General features: G+C 66.9%; 16 protein-coding genes. 3 read left to right on the top strand and 13 right to left on the bottom strand.

What is annotated here, in order from left to right; genetic code table 11:
• Position 1 precedes the first annotated feature (1 nt).
• From BCM27_RS18345 to BCM27_RS18310, 8 genes are all read right to left on the bottom strand, one after another.
• Positions 2–802 carry an iron-sulfur cluster assembly protein gene (locus BCM27_RS18345; protein WP_004023481.1) on the bottom strand — a complete coding sequence of 267 codons (801 nt, stop codon included), beginning with the start codon at positions 800–802 and terminating at the stop codon, positions 2–4.
• Entirely contained in the window at positions 799–1,845 is a 1,047-nt protein-coding gene (locus BCM27_RS18340; RefSeq protein WP_004023480.1) for an amidohydrolase family protein, read from the bottom strand. Before BCM27_RS18340 ends, BCM27_RS18345 begins: the two co-directional genes overlap by 4 nt.
• A 180-nt stretch (positions 1,846–2,025) precedes the next feature.
• Positions 2,026–2,364 carry a propane 2-monooxygenase effector subunit MimD gene (gene mimD, locus BCM27_RS18335; RefSeq protein ID WP_172622110.1) on the bottom strand — a complete coding sequence of 113 codons (339 nt, stop codon included), beginning with the start codon at positions 2,362–2,364 and terminating at the stop codon, positions 2,026–2,028.
• Between the two features lie 2 nt (positions 2,365–2,366).
• Entirely contained in the window at positions 2,367–3,485 is a 1,119-nt protein-coding gene (locus BCM27_RS18330) for an aromatic/alkene monooxygenase hydroxylase subunit beta (RefSeq protein WP_004023478.1), read from the bottom strand.
• 47 nt (positions 3,486–3,532) lie between these two features.
• On the bottom strand, positions 3,533–4,573 hold the full coding sequence (locus BCM27_RS18325; RefSeq protein ID WP_004023477.1) for a 2Fe-2S iron-sulfur cluster-binding protein: 1,041 nt from the start codon (positions 4,571–4,573) through the stop codon (positions 3,533–3,535).
• Between the two features lie 101 nt (positions 4,574–4,674).
• Entirely contained in the window at positions 4,675–6,312 is a 1,638-nt protein-coding gene (locus tag BCM27_RS18320) for an aromatic/alkene/methane monooxygenase hydroxylase/oxygenase subunit alpha (RefSeq protein ID WP_004023476.1), read from the bottom strand.
• A gap of 176 nt (positions 6,313–6,488) precedes the next feature.
• The gene (locus BCM27_RS18315; protein ID WP_004023475.1) at positions 6,489–7,655 is read right to left on the bottom strand and encodes a helix-turn-helix transcriptional regulator; all 1,167 of its coding nucleotides are present in this window, start codon (positions 7,653–7,655) and stop codon (positions 6,489–6,491) included.
• A gap of 32 nt (positions 7,656–7,687) precedes the next feature.
• A complete protein-coding gene (locus BCM27_RS18310; protein ID WP_004023474.1) occupies positions 7,688–9,070 on the bottom strand; it encodes an FAD-binding oxidoreductase in 1,383 nt (460 codons plus the stop codon).
• Between the two features lie 622 nt (positions 9,071–9,692).
• Here BCM27_RS18310 and BCM27_RS18305 point away from each other — a divergent pair.
• Positions 9,693–10,955, top strand: coding sequence for an HNH endonuclease (locus BCM27_RS18305; RefSeq protein WP_004023473.1), 1,263 nt, complete (start codon positions 9,693–9,695; stop codon positions 10,953–10,955).
• A gap of 155 nt (positions 10,956–11,110) precedes the next feature.
• On the opposite strand, the gene acmB is transcribed toward BCM27_RS18305, so the two are convergent.
• Together acmB and BCM27_RS18295 are read right to left on the bottom strand one after the other, a co-directional pair.
• Entirely contained in the window at positions 11,111–12,316 is a 1,206-nt protein-coding gene (gene acmB / locus BCM27_RS18300) for a methyl acetate hydrolase AcmB (RefSeq protein WP_004023472.1), read from the bottom strand.
• Between the two features lie 14 nt (positions 12,317–12,330).
• A complete protein-coding gene (locus BCM27_RS18295) occupies positions 12,331–13,527 on the bottom strand; it encodes a pyridoxal phosphate-dependent aminotransferase (protein WP_004023471.1) in 1,197 nt (398 codons plus the stop codon).
• 95 nt (positions 13,528–13,622) lie between these two features.
• Here BCM27_RS18295 and BCM27_RS18290 point away from each other — a divergent pair, with 95 nt between their 5' ends.
• A complete protein-coding gene (locus BCM27_RS18290) occupies positions 13,623–14,096 on the top strand; it encodes an NUDIX hydrolase (protein ID WP_004023470.1) in 474 nt (157 codons plus the stop codon).
• A gap of 116 nt (positions 14,097–14,212) precedes the next feature.
• A complete protein-coding gene (locus tag BCM27_RS18285) occupies positions 14,213–14,410 on the top strand; it encodes a hypothetical protein (protein ID WP_033206077.1) in 198 nt (65 codons plus the stop codon).
• A 36-nt stretch (positions 14,411–14,446) separates the two neighbouring features.
• On the opposite strand, the gene BCM27_RS18280 is transcribed toward BCM27_RS18285, so the two are convergent.
• The 3 genes from BCM27_RS18280 to BCM27_RS18270 are packed head-to-tail and all read right to left on the bottom strand — an operon-like array spanning position 14,447 to position 17,863.
• Complete coding sequence (locus BCM27_RS18280) at positions 14,447–15,796, bottom strand: hypothetical protein (RefSeq protein ID WP_004023468.1); 1,350 nt, start codon at positions 15,794–15,796, stop codon at positions 14,447–14,449.
• Positions 15,771–16,031, bottom strand: coding sequence for a hypothetical protein (locus tag BCM27_RS18275; RefSeq protein WP_004023467.1), 261 nt, complete (start codon positions 16,029–16,031; stop codon positions 15,771–15,773). Before BCM27_RS18275 ends, BCM27_RS18280 begins: the two co-directional genes overlap by 26 nt.
• Positions 16,028–17,863: a hypothetical protein gene (locus BCM27_RS18270; RefSeq protein WP_051987173.1), complete on the bottom strand. Its 1,836-nt coding sequence runs from the start codon at positions 17,861–17,863 to the stop codon at positions 16,028–16,030. Before BCM27_RS18270 ends, BCM27_RS18275 begins: the two co-directional genes overlap by 4 nt.
• Between the last annotated feature and the right edge of the window lie 68 nt (positions 17,864–17,931).

Here is a 17,931-nt window from a genome sequence, read left to right as displayed (position 1 = left end):
TCTACTCCTGTTCCGTTCGGGTGGTGCCGCTGCGCGTGGCCCGCAGATCGGTGATGACGGGTCCGCTCCGGCCGTCGCAGACGGTGTCGTCGGCGTAGCGGGTGGCGAGCAGGCCGCGGCAGAAGTGGCTGTTGCCCTCCATCGAGATCCGCACGGACCGTGCGAAACGCAGGCGCATGGGCACCTGCTCGGCGGGCAACGGGCGTCCCTCCTCGTCGACGACCACAAGGCTGTTGGGACAGACGCTGAGTCCCAGCTCCATCCGCCGGCGCAGCAGCGCCGACTTGCGGTGACCGCGGGGGAGATCGCGCAGTGCGAGGCGATCGACCTCGGCGACCAGGACCCGTCCGGCGGTGATCTCGGCTGCGACGCAACGCTCCATCGCGGCGGTGTGTGCCTTGCGCCGGAACGTGAGTCGCAGCTCGTCGAGACTGTCGAGTGCCTCCACCCCGAATGTGCCCCGGTATCCCGCGTGGGCGTCGAGGCCGGCGTTGATCTTGTCGCTGTCGTGGTGGTCGTCGAGCAGGACCCGGACCTGGCCGATCCCGTCGATGTCCTCGAGCGCGTCGAGGGCGTCCGATCCCATCAGGTAGGCGAAGTTCGGCGAGCAGAACGAGGTGGGCAGTCGCAGGTGGACCGTCACCCCGGCGTCGTCGATCAAGATCGACCGGACGAAGGCGAGATCGGTGATCGGTTCGTCGAGTTCGGGGTCGAGGACCGTGTCCAGCGCGGCCAGGATGTCGTGCTCGAGACGGGTCGGGTGTTCGACGCCGGGCGCCGGACGATGGTCCAGCGCGGTCATGCGTTCACCGCATCCTTCGCGCCCGCGGCCACCTCGGCATCCGGATCGGCTGCGCTCGTGGGCAATCGAAGTTCTTCGGGCACCTCGATGTGCGGGTACAGCGCGGCTGCGTTGAGACCGAGGATCTTCTTCTTCTGCTCGACGGTGATCGGCGCATATTCGGTCATGTCCTCCGGGATCTGGAAGTCCACGAACCGCTCGACCAGCCATTGCGGTGTCCACAGCGCGTAGTCGCTGGCGAAGAGGATCTTGTCCTCGCCGATCCAGTACAGGAGCTCACCGATGATCTGGGCGAAGTACCGCGGGCGGGTGTGGATGAACGGGATGGCCACGGCCAGGCCGCCGAACACATTCGACTCCTGGGTCGCGATCCAGCAGAAGTCCTCCAGCCGCGGGAGACCGACGTGCTCGACGACGAAATTGAGGTCGAGGTAATCGGTGGCCACCTTGTCGACGTCGGCGACGTCGAAGGCGTCGCGGTCCAGCGGCCGGATGGTGGGGCCCTTGTGGATGTGGACGTTCTTGATGCCGAGCTTGATGCACTCCTCGAGATAGCGGCGCGACCAGGCGTCGTCGAGCTTGTATCCGCGTGAGTCACCGAACCATTCGGCGGTGTAGAGCTTGACCCCCTTGAGGTTCATCACCTCGGCGTCGCGGCGCAACTGCTCGAGACCCGCCTCGCCGTGCCGGGGATCGTAGGCGTGGTTGTAGGTCAGCAGACCGGGATTGTCCTCGCACAGTTTCAGCGAGTCGTCGACCTGCGCGAAACCGTTGACGTAGAAGTCGCTCAGCATGGTGGCCTGGAAGATCGCGTGGTCGGCCGGGCCCTCCTCGAAGAGGTCACGCATCAGCCGGTCCGGGCCGTAGTAGGTGTAGGTGTCGTAGTCCCACACCTTGTCCTCGGGGCTGAGGTTGCGGTGATAGTCGTAGAAGCAATCGATGAACTGCTTGCCGTGGATGTTCTTCTGGTTGGATTCGCGTCCGTCCCAGAGATGGACGTGGGCGTCGACGATGAAGTACTTGTCGCCATTCTTCTCGTACATCGTGTGCTCCTGACGATCGTGGGCTGTGGTCTCGGCGGGGTGGTCTCGGCGGGTGGTGCCGGGCTGTCTCGGATGTGGTCGGCGGGGCGGGGGACAGGGGCTGGAAGAGATGGGTTGGTGTACGTCGTGACCGCCGGGAACGATCCGCCGGCGGTCACGACGCAGGTCTGGTGCGAGCTCTCAGCTCTGGGCGGTGAGGTCGAAACCGATGTACTCGGCGGCGTCCTCCGGGCTGGCGAACAGGAAGGTCCGGTCGTCGAGGTGCACCATCCGCCCGTAGTGGGTCGAGCTGATCTCCTCGAAGATCGATCCGTCGAAGTCCTGGCCGAGTGCGTCGGTCAGCTCGTCGTAGTCGAATTCGAGCCGGTTGACCCCGTCCACGCGGATCATCGACGGGTACTCGGTGAGTTCGACCCCGTCCTTCGAACCCATGACGTCGGCGACGACGCGGCCGATCGGGGTGTTCATCAGCGTCACGCCGCACATGTTGGAGAACTCGGTCTCCGCGCCGAATTGCATGGTCACTTGGTCAACTCCTCGGGGATGGCGACATCGATGGATGTCAGCAGGTCGGTGAACTTGGCGGTCGCCGCGTCCAGGCTGGTGGCGAAGGTGATCGACTTGTCGGCCGGCTGGGACCAGATCGGTTGCAGCGCACGGGCCGCCTCGAGGCACCTGGGTACCCACACGGCGAGCCACTGGGCGAACAGCTCCTTGTTCTGATCTCCGAATTCCCCGTCGCGAGTGAGGATTCGGAACAGGCTCCGGGTGTAGGCCAGGTCGCGGTCGTAGTCGTACTCACCGGTGCCGACGATGGTGGGGGTGATGTAGTCGCCGTTGCGGGCGGCGACCTGCATGACCAGCTCCGAACGGAACAGCGATCCGACGAGCTGCTCGAAGACGATGTTGGTGGCGAAGAGGAGCTCGCACCAGTCGCCGACCGCCGTGAGACGCTCGACGACCTCGCGGGTCGGCTGCCACTCCGGCGCTGCCTGCCACACCTCTTTGTGTGCCCCGCCGTCGAATTCCTCCTCGGCCTCGGACAAGTCGAGGTTGAACAGTGCGAGATCCTGGGCGAAGCGCATCTTGTGCGCGGCGTTCACCGCCACGGCGGTGTTGATCATGTTGGTCGGTCCGGACCGCTGGATGGAGGTGAACACATGCAGCGCCAACCCGTTCTCGGCGTGCATCCAGGCGCCGAGGTTGCGCTCGATGAACTTGAGCCACGGCGAATTCCAGGAATCGTAGGCGCGTGCCCGTTTGGCGTTCTGCAGGCACAGGTCGACCTGGTGGACGACCGCCGAGTTGTTCCGGTAGATCGTCTGGTCCCACTCCTCGTTCGGGTCGAGGAAGGCGTGCCAGTTGCTCGACTTCGCCGTCGTCCACTCCTGCGGGTAGCCGCCGGGACCGTTGCCGAAGCCATAGATCCAGCCCTGACTCAGGTGCCGTTCGGGATCGGGCTGCACATCGACGGTCACGTCCTCGTACGTCGTCGCCCGCTTCTTGGCCGGCTGGTAATAGCTGTATTTACGGCTCTTCGAACTCGGGAAGTCCTTGGCGCCGGCCTCGGCGTCGGTGAACTCGATGGACGGGAAACTGCGTTCCCGCTGGTTGGGTTTGGGTGCGGTGGGTGCGGACATACTGCGCGCTCCTCGGGATGTCGGCGGCTGTCGGGGATCTGAGTGGGCTAGTCGAATGCCGGGCTGGTGAAACTGTCATAGAAGATCTGGTCACGGGGCACCGAATGTTGTTCGGCGAGAGCCAACGCCGCGTCGACCATGGGCGGGGGTCCGCAGAAATACACCTCCGTTCGGGACAGGTCGGATTCGCATCCGTTGACGATGTCGGTGACGTTGCCCTCGGCCACCGAGACGCCTGCGGGTGCGTCGGCGGCGGACTCGGACAAACATGCGGTGAAGCTGAAGTCGGCGATCTTCTCACCAAGCGAGGCGATCTCGTCGAGACAGAACAGATCGGCCGCGGTGCGAGCGCCGTAGTAGAAGCGCACCGGGCGCTGAATTCCGGCTTCGCTGATGTGCCGCAGAAGCGACAGCAGCGGTGCCATGCCCGCGCCCCCGCCGATGCAGACGAGCGGGAGCACATGTCCGTTGCGGAGGGTGCACGATCCGTATGGACCGTTGACCATGATCTCGGTGCCCGGTTCGAGTCCGCTCTCGAGCATGCCGGCGAACACGCCGCCCGGATACTTCTTGATGAGGAACTCGAGTGTGTCCGGGGTGGATTGCGTGGTGGCGATCGAGAACGACCGCTTCTCATCCGTCCCGGGGATCGAGAGGTCCACGTACTGGCCGGGTTTGAACTCGAAGGTCGCCGGCTCGACGACGTCCAGACGAAGAGAGACGATGTCCTTGGTCATCGACTCGACCGCCGCGACGCGGGTCTTGACGTCCTGGATCGGTGCGCCGCCGAGCAATTCGTCCTCGTCGAAGTTCAGCAACTCGATGTCGCAGTCGCTGTAGGCGTAGGTGCGGCAGAGCAGGACGTACCCCTCGGCCTCTTCGGCGTCGTTGCAGGCGAAGGTCGAGTAGTCGTCCATCTGGACGTCGCCGTCGAGCATGTAGGACTTGCACGCCGAGCACCGACCCTCCCGGCACCCGTGCATGAGGTGGATGCCCTGCCGGAATGCGGCGTCGAGGATGGTCTCGTCCTCGCCCACCTCCATCTCGATGTCGACGGGGGCGAAGTTGATGCGATGTGTGTCGGCCACGGAAGCTCCTGAGCGAAGGGAATTGCGACGAAACGGTTCAGTTGCGGATGTGGTGGACGGCGCGGTTGCGGAGGTTCGCGCCGTCCACCACCCCTGCCGCCTCAGGCCGGAACGGCCCCGTTGGTGTTGGCGCGGTACGCCGCGATGTGGGCGTCCCGTTCCTCGTCGGACATCTCGTTGAGCAGCACGTTCGGGCTGTTGAAGACGTTGCCGCGGACATCGTCGAGCGTCCACATCTTCTTCGGGTCCAGATCGAGGTGCGGCTGCGGGATCAAGGTCTTGCCGTCATCTCGGACATAACCCAGGTCCTGGATGATGTCGGCGAGATCCTTGCCGTGATGGAGCGTCTCCCATTCACGGAAACCGGTGAGGCGACCCATGTTCGGGGTCTCACGACCCTCGTACTCGCCCCGGAACGCCACCGCATCGGTCCAGTAGCAGGTCTCCGAGCAGTACGTGCGCCACTGGTTGTCGACCTTCTCGGTGACCATGTCCTCGCGGATGAGGGCGGGCACCATGCAGGTCCAGCACCGGTGCGGGTACTCGTACCCGACCTCTTCGAAGGCGATCGGCTTGTTGCGGCCCGGGTAGGCGAGCCGGTTGTAGTTCTCCCACCACTTGCCGAACTTGTTGTACCAGCCGGGGTATTTGTGCTCGAACCACTCGAAGTCCTTGTCGGTCATGGCGTCGATCCGCCAGTAGTTGACCGGCCAACCGGTGGCGAAGAAGCGGGCGACCTCGTGGACGTAGTGCTTGTTGGTGATCCGGTTCCACGCCTCCTCGACAAGGTCGTGCGGGATGGTGAGCCCGTACTTCTCCAGCGGCAGAAGGTAACTGCGGTAGTAGTCGTCGTAGATCCAGCGACGCCACATCTCGGCGTAGCTCTCGCGATCCTTGCGACGGTCCTTGGTGCCGTACTCGATGAACGTGCCGATGGCGGCGTCGACGACGCAGTGATTGTTCCACCATGCGTAGCGCAGGTCGCGCTCCAGCAGGGGGCGGTTGCGCTCGTCGGCGAGTGCCATGAGCAGGATCGAGTAGCCGTTGGAGATGTGTCGCGACTCGTCGGACTGGACGGAGTGGAACACGGTCGGCAGCAGGTAGTCGCCGTTGGCGGCGGCCTCGTCGGGCATGGCGACGAAAAGCGTGTTGGTGAAGGCTGTTTCGGCGACGACGGTCAAGTAGATGTTGGCCGCGGTGATGGCGTCGCCGGTGATGAAACCCTCGCCGAACTGGCGGCCGATGGTGCCGGCGTAGTTGTTGGCGAACGCCTTCTCGGTGATGTCGAAGCCGGCCGGGTCGATGTAGTTGTTCATGTACAGCTTCTTGAGGTTCATCTGGATCGTCGAATGACGAACCTCGTCGATCATCTGCACGGCCAGGCCATTGTGGATCTCGGGATTGGGGACGGCGTCGATGGCCATCGGCATCGCGCGGGCCGCAGAGATCTCGGGGAACGGGATGATCGACAGGAACAGCTTCTGCCATTCCAGCCAACGTTCCTGCACCTGACGGAACATGTTGCCGCGGATGGCGCCGTCCATGGCGCCGTACACGCGGTTGTCCTTTTCCTCCTCCATCGGGAAGTACGACCGCATGATCTGCTTGAGCGGATCCTTCTTGGGAGCCTTCTCGAATGTGTAGTCGGTACCGAACCGGGTGGCCGGGGTGGCGAAGGTGGGCTCCCAGGACAACTCGGTGATCTTCGCATGGGCTTTTGTCAAGCTCTGCCTGCTCAAAGTGCGCCTCCTTGGTGGAGAGCCGGCGGACTGCCGGCCCGCATGGACTGGAGCGACTTCGATACAACCCTGTGACGTGGATTACAAACGTCTCACTGTGAGACGACGACAACGAACCCGCCGAGTGCGGCGCGCACAGGGCGGGTTCGTTGGGGGTTCGGAGGGGGAGGAGCTCGCTACAGCTCGTTGTCGGCGGCGGCGAACGATCCGGACGGCAACAGCGGTTCGTTGAGACGTTGGGCGTACTGATCGAAGTAGATCCGCGCGATCAGCTCGCGTCTGCTGCGGACGCCGGCCTTGTCGAAGATGGATTTCAGGTGGTCCTGCACGGTGTAGGCCGAGACGTGCAGGGCGGTGGCGATGTCCTTGGTGGCCACACTCTGCAGCACCATCTGCGTGACGTCGCGTTCGCGAGCGGTGAGCCCGAATGCCTCGACGACCAGCGGAATGATCTCGGGCGGGCGCGCCTCCTCGATCGTCACCACGACCTCGCCCACCCGGCCGTCGGCCGACGACAGCGGCGATGCGTGGATGACCAGCCACATGCCCGACGCACCCCGCACCCGAAGGCGCGGCGGGACGGAGGACTCTCCGGATCCGTACCGTCGTGCGGCCCCGATCAGACCGTAGATGGGGTTCATCACCGCCGCACCGTTGGGACCGGACGCGAGGTCGGCGATGCGCTCCTGGCTGCCGGCGCTCATCTGGACGATCTCGTTGCTGCGGTCGATGATCAGGACCGCCGGGCCGTGCACGGCCGCGGGAACCGGACCCGGCACGCTCGGCATGTCGGCGACCACGCTGCTCAGCAGGCCGACCCGGACGCCGTGTGCGAGCGTGCGTGACAGCGAGGCCAGGAACTCCACTTCGTCGGAATCGAACGGCCGGCATCCGGAACCGCTGCGGAACAGCGAGATACCGGCCCACGCCCGGTCGCCGTCGCGCAGCACGAGCCTCGCCTCGTCGTGGAAGCAGTACTCCGGGATCATCAACTGCGACATGCGGTTCGAGTGTTCCGGCGCATCTCGTTCGAGCATCTTCATGCCGACTGCGTCGCGCCTCTCGGCGACCATCTGACGGAACGCGGTCGGCTCCACCTGGCCGTACTCGAGGAGGCCCCAATCGGGATCACGATGATCCTGGCCGAGCAGGGCGCCGTACTTGCGGGCGCTGGTCAGCAGCACGGTGTTGGGATCGAAGGTGCCGATGCAGAAGGCGTCGGCGGGCACCGCGCGGCCCAGTGAGGCCACGGTCTCGGCGAAGAACTCGTCGAGAGTGAGGCCGGCGTGGGCCACGACCTCGATGTCGCGGCGCACACGCTCGGCGGTCAGACTCGATGTCATCCGACAATTGTCGGCGTGAGCTGCGGTGATGTCTATCCCACAATCGTGGGATCACCTGGTTGAAGGACACCGGTCGGATCGTGGCGACGCCGGATGGTCTCCAGGCGCATCCGCTGATCGTCGGGCCACAGCGCGTCGCGCTCGGCGGACGTCCGCCCGGAGAAGTTCAGCAGGGCTCCCGACGAGTGGGCGGCCAGCGCGTCGTTCACGGCGGCGAGATGCTCACCGACCTGGTGGCCCATCGGGCCCGCGGGGACGCCGATGGCGATGACGGAGAACGCGCCGTCGCGTCCGACCACGGCGTTGGGTACACGTTGCGGCGACAGCAACCGGCCACCGAGGAGACGGACCTCGACGATGGCCAGCGGACTCGCCACCGTGGGGCCGGCGACGGCGAGCAGTGCGTCCACGGCCGATGGCGGGAAACCGGTGAGCAGGCAGCCACGCTCGGCGCTGGGCATCGGCCCGGGCGGGTCCATGTGCACGGCATCGAGTGCGGCGATCGGCAAGACGTCGATGTTCTCCAGCAGGATCGGCCCGGCCGAACGCATCGGTGCCAGCAGGGCGGCGGCGGTGGACGGGTCGCCGGTGTGCGTGTAGCGCACGTGGACGGCGAGCTGACCCTGCAGGGGCGGCGGCAGGTTGGGGTCCGGCGGGAGCCGGAGTATGGCCACCGAGGTCCCGGCCTCCTCGGGAAGGGAAGGGGCCCACTCCCGCCACGCATGTAAGACGTCACCGGCCGCCGAACCGGCGAAGAAGATCCCGCCGCCGTAGACCGTGGGCAGATCGAACAGCTCGAACTCGAGTGCGGTGACGATGCCGAAACCGTCGCGGCCGCCCAGCAGCGCCCAGAACAGGTCCGAACCCGCCGACGCGTCGACTGTCCGGACGATGCCGTCGGCGGTGACGAGCTCGATCGAACGTACATGGTCGGCGGCGTAACCGAACTGCCGACCGAGGGGACTGAGGCCGCCGCCGAGGGTGTACCCGACGACGCCCACCGACGACGACGAGCCGACGAGCCCCGTGAGACCGTGGGGCGCGGTCGCGGCGGCCACGTCGCGCCACCGCACACCGGCGCCCACACGAGCGGTCCTGGTGACCGGGTCGACGCTGATCTCGGTCATCCGGGAGGTCGTGACGACGACCGTGCCCCGCCCCTCGATGGGGGAGCCGTGCCCGGTGGCGCGCGCACTGATGCGCAATCCGTTGGACCGCGCGTACCGCACGGCGGCGGCGACGTCGGCGGCGTTCGTCGCCCCGACGACCACGTCGGCTGCCGGGATCGCCGCGAGGTTGAAGCCGGACAGTTCGCCGGTGTAACCCTCGTCAGCCGGGGTCAGGACCGGCCCGGCGACCGCGGAGAGCAGGGCGTCGAAGTCGGTGGAGTCGAGAGGTTCGGAGGTGATGGACACGGTGCTTCCTTCGAGTCGGTGGTGCGCCGGGGACCGGCTGCTCCATGCGACTCAGAGTGGCTGAGGCCCTTTTGTTCCCGCCATCCCTCGAACGCGGGAACTGTGCGCGCCAGAGTTCTGGGGCAATGCCTTCCCAGAAGTCTGGGGGTGTCGGGCGGCGACCGATGAGGGCCAGCTGGTGGGCTGGTGTTCGGCATCCCCTGGCTGATTGCGCCGGCGCCCGACCCCCCCGCTGGCTGGGTCGGCGCCCGACCCCCATGGTGAGGTGGCGTTCGCCACCGCCCCGCTGGTGAGCTGGTGTTCGCCACCCCCCGCTGGTTGAGCCGGCACCGAGCGAAGCGAGGGGCCGAGTCGAAGCCACTTGGTGACGTGACTCCCAAACCGGTGACCGTCTCTCACGTCCGACTGGCCACCGCTCCGCCCCAGAAGCGATTCTTCCCGAGTTCGAACTAACCCAGGTTTCCCACTTTTCACCACATCTTTGAACGGGTGTGACCGAAGTTCATCACTGTCAACGATCAACGCACAGTCGACGAAAAGTACTGCACAGTCAACGAAATATGCTGCACAGTGGATGGTTTCGTAATTACATCGCCTGTGGAAATCTCTCGAATTCGAACGAATGTTCCTGTACCTTGGAGTCATGCCTGAGCTCACCGCCCTCCTCGATCAGCTCATCGAGACCACCCCGCCCGCCGACGACCCCACGGGCAGAGCAACATTCGAAGCGCTCGAGACATTGCGGCTGCTCCGCAATGCCGTCGATCACCAGATCGTCACGCACGCAGCCCAACTCGAAGAACTCGGCGTCGCACACAAGGCCGGTGGGACCACCAAGAGGGTGCTGACCGAGATGGGTTACGCACCCGCTGTGGCTGTACGTGCCATGCGGAGCGTCGACGCTCTCCACGAGCTGCCCGCCGTGGCCCGGCATGCCGCCGACGGACGACTGTCCGCGGAAGTCGCCGACGCCATCATCCGCGGCCTGGCGCAGATCGACAAGCGTTCGCCGACAGCACTTTCCGACGAGGATCGCGCCGGTTACGAGCTTGCTCTGGTCGGTCAAGGGCTGTCGGGAGCAACACCGGCGGAGGTGGCGAAGTACGCCCGCGGTATCGGCAACACCATCGCCAACGCCTCCGAGAGCGGCATTCCCGCCGCCGACGATGCATCACTGAACACGGTCAACGCCCACATCACCGACGACGGACGCGTCGAGATCCGTGCCGACCTCACACAGGTGGTCGGTGAGAAGTTCCTCTCCATGATCGACGAACGAGCCTGCCCACGACCCGAACCCGACGGCGCCGACGACCGGCGTTCGGCCGAACAGCGCCGAGCTGATGCGTTCGAGCTCATCCTCGACCAAGCGGCGATCGGTGCCACCATCGACACCGTCGGCTCACCACGCACGCAGCTGATGGTGACGATCCCCGCCACCGGCGCGGATCCCGCCACCCTGCCGTGGACCGGAACGGTCAGTCGAACAACCACCCGTCAGGTGTCATGCGACGGATCTCTCACCGAGATCATCCTCGACGCCGAAGGCGTACCACTGCAGATGGGACACACGCACCGGCTGTTCCCAGCACATCTACGCAAGGCGGTCATCGTGCGCGACCAATGCTGTGTCAAATGCGGTGCGCCGCCATCACATACCCAGGTCCACCACATCCAGCACTGGGCCGACGGCGGTCCCACCGACCTCGACAACGGCTGCCTGCTCTGCCAACGCTGCCACACCCAGGTGCATCACCACGGCTGGGACGTCGTGGTGGGTTACGACCGCCACCCCTGGCTCGTTCCGCCTGCCACCATCGACCCGCAGCGCCGACCGCTGCCCGCCTACAACCGCCGCACCATGCGACTCGACGACGCCGCCTGACGTCCGCCCGCCAACACTTCAGTGCCATACCGTTTCCCGTACCCGTCGAAAGCCGGGACCGCATCTGTACCTTGACAACTCCACAGTGACATCATGTGCACTACCGTTCCCGCTTGTGTCAATCGAGCAGGAACGGGGCGCCGACGCAGCGGCAATCAGTTCGCCAGCGCACGGTACGTGGCTGCCTCGAAGTCGAGGTAGCCGTCGACCGAGGCAGGGTCGAAGAACGGGAAGACCTGCGTCGCCCAGAAGCCGCCGATGCGGGTGTGGGGATCGATCCAGAAGTAGAGGTTCGCCAGCCCGGCCCACGACTGGGACCCGGCCGGGCGGCCGGTCGGCGCGTCGGCGTCGTTGACCATGAACGGATAGGACCACGACTTCGGTGTGCCGGGGAAGAATTCGACGTCGTGGCTCAACGGCGGGATCACGCCGGGTAACCGTCGAACCGCCAAGTCGCCGATCTGATTGTGCAACGCGCCCTCGACGGTGTTCGGTCGCAGGATCTGCTCACCGCTGTCGGAACGTCCGCCGCGCAACCACATTCGCAGGAATGTCAGATAGTTGGGGACCGTGGACCAAAGGCCTTGTCCGCCCATGTCGATCTCGGGATCGGCGGGCTGTTCCCAACGGTGGTTGGGTACCAGCTCGCCCCGTTTGCGCATGTGCAGGACGGCCCGCCTGCTGCGGGCGTCGTCGGAGAGCGCGAAACCGGTGTCGGACATGCCGAGTGGTGTGAGGACCCGGTCGTCCATCACCTCGCGGAGCCGGCGTCCGGCGACGGCCTCGATGACCTGTCCGGCCCAGTCCACTCCGGAACCGTATTCCCACTCCGTGCCGGGATCGAACAACAGTGGGGTCCGCAATGACACCCGGGTCGCCGTGGCGACGGGGGGAACGCCGTGGTCGGCGGTGAGTCGTCGATAGGTCTCGTTGAAGAAGTCGTAACCGAAACCGGCAGTGTGGGTGAGCAACTGATGTGTTGTGACATCGGAGGCGGGTGGGCGGAGGCGCGGCTGACCGTCGTCGTCGAAGCCGTCGATCACCTGTAGTTCGCCGAGCTCCGGTACGTAGGAGCGCGCGGGTGCGTGCAGGTCGAGATCCCCGTCCTCGACGAGCTGGAGCGCAACGGTCGCGGTGACCGCCTTCGTCGCGGAGAACATCGCGAACACCGAGTCGACGGTCATCGGTTGTGGGTCGTCGAGGGCGCGGACTCCGGCGGCGCCCAGGAACACCGTCTCCTCGTCGGTCGTCACGCCCGCGACCACACCCGGTACTCGTGGATCGCCCTCGGTGCGCGCGGTCAGGATCGGGGTCACCTCGTCGGCGAGGCGTTCGGAACGGACTGTGCCCGCGAAGCTCATGTGCTGGTTTCTCCTCATCGAAGTGGGACATGACCGGCGCCGACGAACGTGCGAATCCGTTCGATGGCGAGGGTGAGGTCGTCGGTGGAAGCGGCGTAGGACAGCCGGACGTACCGGTCCGCGCCCGCCACGCCGAAGTCGTTGCCCGGGGTCATGGCGACGTGGGCGTCGGCGAGCACCCGGTCGCAGAACTCGGTTGACGTCAACCCCGTGGAACTCACGTCGAGGTAGACGTAGAAAGCGCCGTCGGGGATGACGGGCACCTCGAGTCCGACATCGGCCAGTCCGTCGACGACGAGCTGGCGTCGACGCGCGAACTCACGGCGGTTGTGTTCGGCGACCGCGAGGGAGTCCGGGGTGAAGCAGGCCAGCGCCGCGTACTGCGACGGGGTCGGCGGGCACACATAGAAGTTCTGCGCCAGCCGTTCCATCACTGCCACGAGTTCGTCGGGGACGATGCACCAACCCAACCGCCACCCGGTCATCCCGAAGTACTTGGAGAAACTGTTGACCACCACCGTCTCCGCGACGCCGGGCGAGCCGGCGGCCAGGACGCTGCGCGGCGGCCGTCCGTTCGGGGCGGGGTCGGACAACCCGAGGTAGATCTCGTCGACGATCGACCATCCGCCACGCGCGGCAGCGAGATCGCACATGGCCACGAGTTCCTCGTAGGGCATCGACGTGCCGGTCGGGTTCGAGGGGGTGGCGACGATGACCCCGCGGGTGGAATCCGTCCACGCCTCGTCGACCTCGGCGGTCGTGAGCTGGAACCGGGTCGCCGGGGTGGTCGGCAGAAGCCTCACCCGCGCGCCGAACGCATGCGCGAACTGACGGTTGCACGGATAGGAGGGATCGCCGATGAGCACCTCATCGCCCGGGTCGATCAGCGCCGCGCAGGCCATCAGGAGTGCCGCCGACGCGCCGGCGGTCACCGCGACCCGAGCCGGATCCACCGTGGCCCCGAAGTGGTGGCCGTAGAAGTCCGCGATGGCCTCGCGCAATGCGGGGAGACCGAGGGCGCCGGTGTACGCGAGGGGGCGCCCGGTCGCTTCGCGGGCCGCGGCCAGAACCGCAGACGGCGGCCCGAAGTCGGGTTCGCCGATGTTCAGCTTCACGACCGGGTGACCTGCCGCCTCGAGTTCGGCCGCGCGCTTGGCGTACTCCATCGCCTGGAACGGTGCGATCCCTTCGGCGCGTCGGGAGATCCTCATGGGTCACATTGTGCGCGGCGCGGAGATCGTCGTCCGACCCGCACCCCGACGGCGCTCCTTCGGCACCGTGCGACCCCGCCGGGCAGGATGTGGGGGTGCCCATCCCCGAATTCATCCGCGATCTGCGAGCCCAGGTCGGTCACCGCGAACTCTGGCTGTCCGGCGTCAGCGTCGTCGTCCTCGACGACTCGGGGCGCGTGCTGCTCACCCGGCGCGTCGACAACGGGCAGTGGGCCGTCGTGTCCGGCGTCCTCGAGCCGGGGGAGGAGCCGGCGCGGGCCGCCCTGCGCGAGGTACGGGAGGAGACCGCGGTCACCGCCGACATCGTGCGGCTGACCAGCATCGACGTCACCCCGCTGATCACCTACCCGAACGGCGACCAGACCCGCTATCTCGACGTCTGCTTCCTCGCGCGGTACGTCGACGGTGATCCGCGCGCCGCCGACGACGAGAACTCCGACGTCGCGTGGTTCGCACCCGACGCACTGCCGTCCGACCTGACCGACACGTCCGCGCTGCGCATCGAGAAAGCACTCAGCGGCAACGCCGAGGCCTGGTTCGCTCGGTAGGGGTTCGCGCGGTAGGGGTTCCCGCGGTGGGGGCTCTCTCAGGGAAGTCCCTGAAGTTCGCCCCAGAAGTGCCCTCGACCATCGCTTTCCCGCTTCGGCGGGCGCAGACTGGGCGCATGAGCACATCGACGAACACCACCGGCATGACCTTCTGGAAAGTCCTGGGCGTCCTCGCGGTCGCACTGATCGCGCTGGCCGTCCTCGGCCCGCTGCTCGAGGGGCTGTTCTGGATCGCCCTCATCGCACTCGCCCTCTACGGCGGCTACATGCTGTTCCGTTCGAACAAGAAGGGCACCCCGCCGACCACCTACTGAGCCCGGCCCACCGACCGGCGGACCTCTCCGCCGAACTCATCCGCCGAACAACAGGTACAGGCCGAGGAACGTGTAGAAGACCATCGTCACCATCATGGTGAGCTGCCCGGTCAGCTGGTGCTTCCGCGGTAGCAGCCGCAGTGACGCATCGTGCGCGGCGGCGACCCCCAGCAGGTGCCCGCCGAGGACGAACGCCACCTTGAGGGTCACGGTGACGGTCGGATGGTCCGACATCACGTAGACCGGATGGGCATCGCTGAGCCACAGCACGTTCCAGCCTCGCCCCAGCGGATCGCCCAGTGCGAGTACGGTCTCCTGGCCCTGCTCGACCAGCGACTGCAGGTAGTGGGCGAGGATGTAGCCGATCACGATCGGGACGAGCGAGTGCGCCATCAGGCCGGGCAGGCGGCGCCGGAGATCCGGTTGCACACCGCCGACGGCGCGGGCGGCCGTCCAGAACGTCGCCGCGACGATGCCGATGAACACCAGTAGGCCCGCGGTCGAGTAGCAGGTGGCGATCACCTGGTTGTCGCCCGCGCCCTCGGCGACGAGATCCCGCCAGAGCGGGATCGCCGAGAAACTGTCGAAGGCGGTGGAGCCGAGCAGGATCGCGAGGACCGTGACGGTACCCGGGAGCACCGGCAGCGTGGTCAGCGAGTTCATCGGACTCCGGGCGATCACCCGACCCTCGCGGTTCCGGGCGAACGGGGACAGACGCGATGCGACCGTGCTGTACACCGCGAACGGGTCGCCGCGATCAGTCCAGCGCAGTCCGAAGACGACGCCACCGGCGAAGGTGATCACGAGGTAGCAGATCAACCAGATCCGCACCGATGCCACCGAACTCGGGTCCGGAGACGCCAGTTCCAGCCAGACGAAGGCGAAGAGACCCAGCGCTGCGGGCCACCACCCGAGACGTCGCGGATAGTCCGTCAGGCCGACGACACGCGGGCCCGCGATGCCCTGCGCCAGGCGAAGGACGGTCCGGACCGGCGACAACAACCGCCACACCGGGCCGAGGAGCGCCGACAGCACGGTCATGCCGACCCAGAGCAGGACGTAGAACGCGCCGGGCAGGGGGTTCTCGTCGGTGTCGGGCCCGAAGGCGGCGACGATGAGCCAGGCGGTGAGCACCACCGCGAGTCCGCTGATCACACCGCGAACCCAGCGGTTGTCCACGGTCGTCGTCACCCACGGCGGAAGCTCACGGCCGGCGTCGGGTCGTCCGTACCGCGGTGTGCGCCAGGCGAAGGCGATGATCGCGAAAGAGATCGTCAGTGCCCACGCGCAGCCGATCAACACCGCGGTCAGCGGAACGGGCAGGTATTCCGAACCTCCCAGTCCGTGGGCGAGCAGAGTGTCAGTCGGCCTCGCGGGCGGGGTCATCGGCCTCGTTCCGGGTCGGGGGAGCGGTGGGATCCGGGTCGGTGGAGTGATCGACGCCACCGGTGCCGGCGGCGTCACCGTCGTCCTCGTCCTCGTCCCCGCGACGGCGGTCGAGGATCGCGATCGTGACGATGACGCCCACCAGCAGGAACGCGGGGATCACGGCCGGCAGGGCCAGCACGAGCGGATGGGTGGCGAGATGGTGGACGGCAAGGGCCGCCGCGGAACCGGTCACGGCTGCGGCTGGAGCTCTGGCTCCCGTGCGCCCGAGGTCGCCTCGCGGGCGTTCACCCGGCCGGCCCCCCAGGAGAGTGCGGCGATGAGCAGCAGCGAGCACACGAGAACCACCAGGGACGCGGCACCGAACAGCCACGACGGGTAGTCGAAGGTGCGCTCGCGCTGCAGGATCGAGATCTCCGCGACGAACGGCTTCGTCGACGTCTGTTGCGCCGGTTCGCCTTCCGCGCCGATCGCGGGATCCGCCGGGAGGTAGACGGGTACACCGGCCATGGTGGTCCCGTCCTGCACCCGCAGGATGGTCTTCCACGATCCCGACACCGGCATCGGTTCGGTGGACCGGAACCGGTTGGGGCCCACCCGCTCGAGGCGGTCGATGACGATGCCGCGGTCGTTGTCGATCCCGCCCTGCCAGGACATCAGCGTCACCCATTCCGGGTCACCGCTGAGTGCGTCGGTCGGGTTGAGGAAGACCTCTGCGGTGACGTTCTGCTCGGCGGCCGCGTTGGGGCCGGTGGGGGTCAGGACGATGCGCGCGGTGGTGTCCGCGGGCACCGAGACCCGCAGCCCGTTGGCGACGGCGCCGCCGATCACCAGGACCGAGAGCACGACGGCGGTGACACTGATCCAGCGTCGGGGGAGTCGTTCGCCGACGCTGACGAGGCCGAGCAGTCCGCCGCACACTCCGGCGACGACCCCCACCGGGATGGCCATGGCCAGTGCCTCGCCCCACATTCCGGTGACCCACGGGAACGGATAGGCCGCGGCGATCCACCACGACTCGATCCAGAGCCCGAGAGTCGCGACGCCCAGACCGGCCACCGCGCCGAAGAGCACCCGGCGTTTGAGGAGGGGGGTCAGCGCGAGCAGCTCGATGACCACGGCCGCGCCCAGGTAGAGCGGGAACACGTTGATCGGTGCGCCCAGAGCCGGTCCGACGACGACGGCGACGACACCGCGCAACAGGATCGCGAACACCGCCGCGACGAGCGCCGCGCCCGGCCCCAGGCTGATCCGGGCGGCCACGAGCGCGAATGCGCCGGCGCCGGCGATCATCATGGGCTGCAGGACGAGACGGAACTGCTCGACACCGAAGTCGTATTCGATCTGGAACACCGACATCCCGATCACCAGTCCGCCGAAGGCCAGGCAGCGTACGAGCCACTGACTCCGCCCGTCCTGCGGGGCGTCGGGACCCATCGCGGCCCGCCCCTCCCGGTCGAGGATCACGACCGCGATCAGCGACAGACCCGCGCCGCCGATCAGCATCAGGTGCGTCGGCCCCCACAGTGTGACGTCCTGGCCGAAGATCCGGTGCCAGACGTCGTCGAGCGGGAATCCCAGCAACGCGTAGAAACCACAGCCGGCCAACAGGATTCCACCGACCGGCGCATACCAGTGGCGCGTGATCCGGACCGCCGAGCGGCCGGGTTTGTCGAACGGCAGGAACACCGACAGCATGCCGGAGATGAACAGCAGGAACAGGCCCACCAGGATGAAGTAGTGCGCGGGGTTCGCGAGCGGTCCCTCGTCGCGGCCATCGCCGATGTGCAGACTCACATCCCAGAGGAAGCCGAACAGGGCGCAGATGATCGTGCTGGTGAACAGGAAGATCGGCAGGGCCGCCCACGGCGGCCGGTTCACGCGGCGCGCGGCCCACTCGGACAACGTCGTCAGCCAGGTGATCTTGCGTGTGCGGTGCAGGTATCCGATCCAGAGCAGACCGATCGACACGACGGCGGCCACCGCGGACATCAGGAAGACCTGATCGAGCGCCGCCCCGCCGCCTTCGGCCGCGAGATGCAGAGGCGTGACATCGGATGTTGGCATGGTCGAAGTATGCACAACCGCACCCGGGTCCCGGAAGTGCATTGCCCAAACCGGTCATCACTCGCCCG

This window comes from Gordonia terrae (genome assembly GCF_001698225.1).
GTDB lineage: Bacteria > Actinomycetota > Actinomycetes > Mycobacteriales > Mycobacteriaceae > Gordonia > Gordonia terrae.
This window is presented reverse-complemented; position numbering and strand designations above follow the sequence as displayed.

Coding starts and splice junctions, on each gene's coding strand:
- BCM27_RS18345 (WP_004023481.1), bottom strand. CDS start 802: ATGACCGCGCTGGACCATCGTCCGGCGCCCGGCGTCGAACACCCGACC.
- BCM27_RS18340 (WP_004023480.1), bottom strand. CDS start 1,845: ATGTACGAGAAGAATGGCGACAAGTACTTCATCGTCGACGCCCACGTC.
- mimD (WP_172622110.1), bottom strand. CDS start 2,364: ATGCAATTCGGCGCGGAGACCGAGTTCTCCAACATGTGCGGCGTGACG.
- BCM27_RS18330 (WP_004023478.1), bottom strand. CDS start 3,485: ATGTCCGCACCCACCGCACCCAAACCCAACCAGCGGGAACGCAGTTTC.
- BCM27_RS18315 (WP_004023475.1), bottom strand. CDS start 7,655: ATGACATCGAGTCTGACCGCCGAGCGTGTGCGCCGCGACATCGAGGTC.
- BCM27_RS18305 (WP_004023473.1), top strand. CDS start 9,693: ATGTTCCTGTACCTTGGAGTCATGCCTGAGCTCACCGCCCTCCTCGAT.
- acmB (WP_004023472.1), bottom strand. CDS start 12,316: ATGAGCTTCGCGGGCACAGTCCGTTCCGAACGCCTCGCCGACGAGGTG.
- BCM27_RS18295 (WP_004023471.1), bottom strand. CDS start 13,527: ATGAGGATCTCCCGACGCGCCGAAGGGATCGCACCGTTCCAGGCGATG.
- BCM27_RS18285 (WP_033206077.1), top strand. CDS start 14,213: ATGAGCACATCGACGAACACCACCGGCATGACCTTCTGGAAAGTCCTG.
- BCM27_RS18280 (WP_004023468.1), bottom strand. CDS start 15,796: ATGACCCCGCCCGCGAGGCCGACTGACACTCTGCTCGCCCACGGACTG.
- BCM27_RS18270 (WP_051987173.1), bottom strand. CDS start 17,863: ATGCCAACATCCGATGTCACGCCTCTGCATCTCGCGGCCGAAGGCGGC.